At 67.3% G+C, this 2138-nt stretch carries 1 pseudogene; it reads right to left on the bottom strand.

Annotated features, from left to right (window positions below):
- Positions 1-205: 205 nt before the first annotated feature.
- Positions 206-2056, bottom strand: a pseudogene (gene secF, locus H7290_RS05445) (protein translocase subunit SecF); the annotation flags it as partial.
- Positions 2057-2138: the final 82 nt, after the last annotated feature.

Genomic DNA, 2138 nt, shown 5'->3' with positions numbered 1-2138 from the left:
GTCGGGTTCCCCGCCGTCCTTCTCGAGGGAAACGGTTGGCTCGTTCTCGTCCTCGGGCTCCGGCGGGGTTGTCGTCATGGCCCCACCCTAGGACCCCGCCGACCCGTTTTTCCCGTGGGAGTGACGTCGTTGTGGCGACACGCCGACATCGGCCACAACAATGTCACTCCCAGCGCGGACGGGACGCGGACGGGGCGGGACTCGGCTATACGGCGGCTCCCGTCGTGTTCCTTCCGTCGTCGACGTTCGCGTACGGGTCGATGACCTTCTTGCGGGGCCCCGACGGGTCGAACGGCCACCGTTCCTCGAGCACGACGGCCAAGGCCGAGGCTGTGAAGATCGTCGAGAGGATGCCGACCGACAGCCCGATCAAGAGAGCGATGGCGAAGTCGATGAGCGAGTCGCCACCCAGCACCGCCAACGCCGCCAGGATGAACATCGCGCCCAACCCGGTGTTGATGGTGCGCGGGATCGTCTGCAGGATCGCCTCGTTGACCACCTCGCGCAGAGGACGGTTGCGGTTCTCGCGCGTGTGCTCCCGGATGCGGTCGAACACGACGATCGTGTCGTTGGCGGCCAGGCCGATGATCGACAGGGCAGCGGCAAGGAACACTCCGTCGATCGGTTTGCCCCACCACGCGAAGACACCCACCACGGTGAGCACGACGGATGACATCGAGAGCACGGCCGCGGCGGCGTACGTCCAGCGGAACCGCCAAGCGAGGTAGAGCATCTGCGCCGCGATCGCGATCGCGAACGCGATGAGGGCCTTGTCGCGCAGCTCGGCCCCGAGGCTCGGCCCGATCAGCTCGTCGCGCTCTTTCACGACGTCTCCTGCCACCGCCGCGAGCGCGTTCTCGATCTCGAATGCTTCCTGGTTGGTGATGTCGTCGAGGCGGACGCTGATGTTCTGGTTCTCGCCATCGCCCGACGACGACTGGACGACGGCCTGCGTGAAGCCAGCCCGGCTGACGGCATCGCGCGCCTTCTCCGCGTCGATGCTCCTGGAGGTGGAGTACTCGAGCAGCCAGCCGCCGGTGAACTCCACCCCCAGGGTCAGGCCGCGCAGGGCGATGCCGCCGACCGACACCACCGCGACGACGAGGGTGATGACGATCCAGGTGCCGCTGCGCCTCATCAGGTCCGGACCGCTGTCGGCCAGCCAACGTCGGATGCGGCCGGTACCGGCGAGGCCACTGATCTCGGGATGCCGGCGTACCCATGCCCTCCTCATCGCCCACTCACTGAGCACTCGCGCGATGACCAAGGCCGAGATCATCGACGCCACGACCCCGATCGACAGGGTGACGCCGAAGCCCTTGACCGGGCCGGATGCGAGAAAGAACAGCAACCCAGCCGCGAGCAACGTCGTGACGTTGGAGTCGATGATCGCCGACCAGGCCTTGGTGAAGCCGGTGGAGAGGGCGGGGGAGAGTCCTGACGCCCGTCGTTCGGCATACTCCTCCCGCGCGCGCTCGAACACCAGCACGTTGGCGTCGATGGCGAGCCCGATGGCGAGCACGAATCCGGCGAGCCCGGGAAGCGTCAACGTGGCTCCGAGCCACACCAGCAGGCCGTAGGAAATGAGGGCATACGCGCCCAGGGCGACAGTCGCGAGGAGGCCGACGAGCCGGTAGACGAACATGATGAACATCCCGGTGAGGATGATGCCGATGATGGCGGCCTCGATCGACGCGTCGATGGCGACCTTGCCGAGCGTCGGCCCGACGGTCCTCTGCTCAAGCACCTCGACGGGCACCGGGAGCGCCCCGCCCTTGATGAGCACCGACAGGTCCTTGGCCTCGGCCTGGGTGAAGCTGCCGGTGATGCTGGTGCTGCCTCCTCCGCCCGAGCTGCACAGCCCGGGCACGACACCCGGTGAAGAGATCACCTTGTCGTCGAGCACGATCGCGACACGGTTGCCTGCCTCGGTGTTGGTGCAGGCGTCGGAGACGAGCTGCTTCCAACCACTGCTGCCCTGCCCGTTGAACGCCACGTTGACGACCCACTGGCCGAGGCCCTCCTGCTCGGCCTGGGCGTCGGCATCCTTGACGCCGTTGCCTTCGAGCTACGTCTTGCCGACCAGGATCGGCTGGCCAGACTCATCGGTCAGGAGTGTCTCACCGGCGGCGGCCTTC

It is taken from the genome of Aeromicrobium sp., assembly GCF_014378035.1.
Taxonomy (GTDB): Bacteria; Actinomycetota; Actinomycetes; order Propionibacteriales; family Nocardioidaceae; genus Aeromicrobium.
Note: the sequence above shows the minus strand (reverse complement) of the source record. Positions and strands in the feature narration are given on the sequence as shown.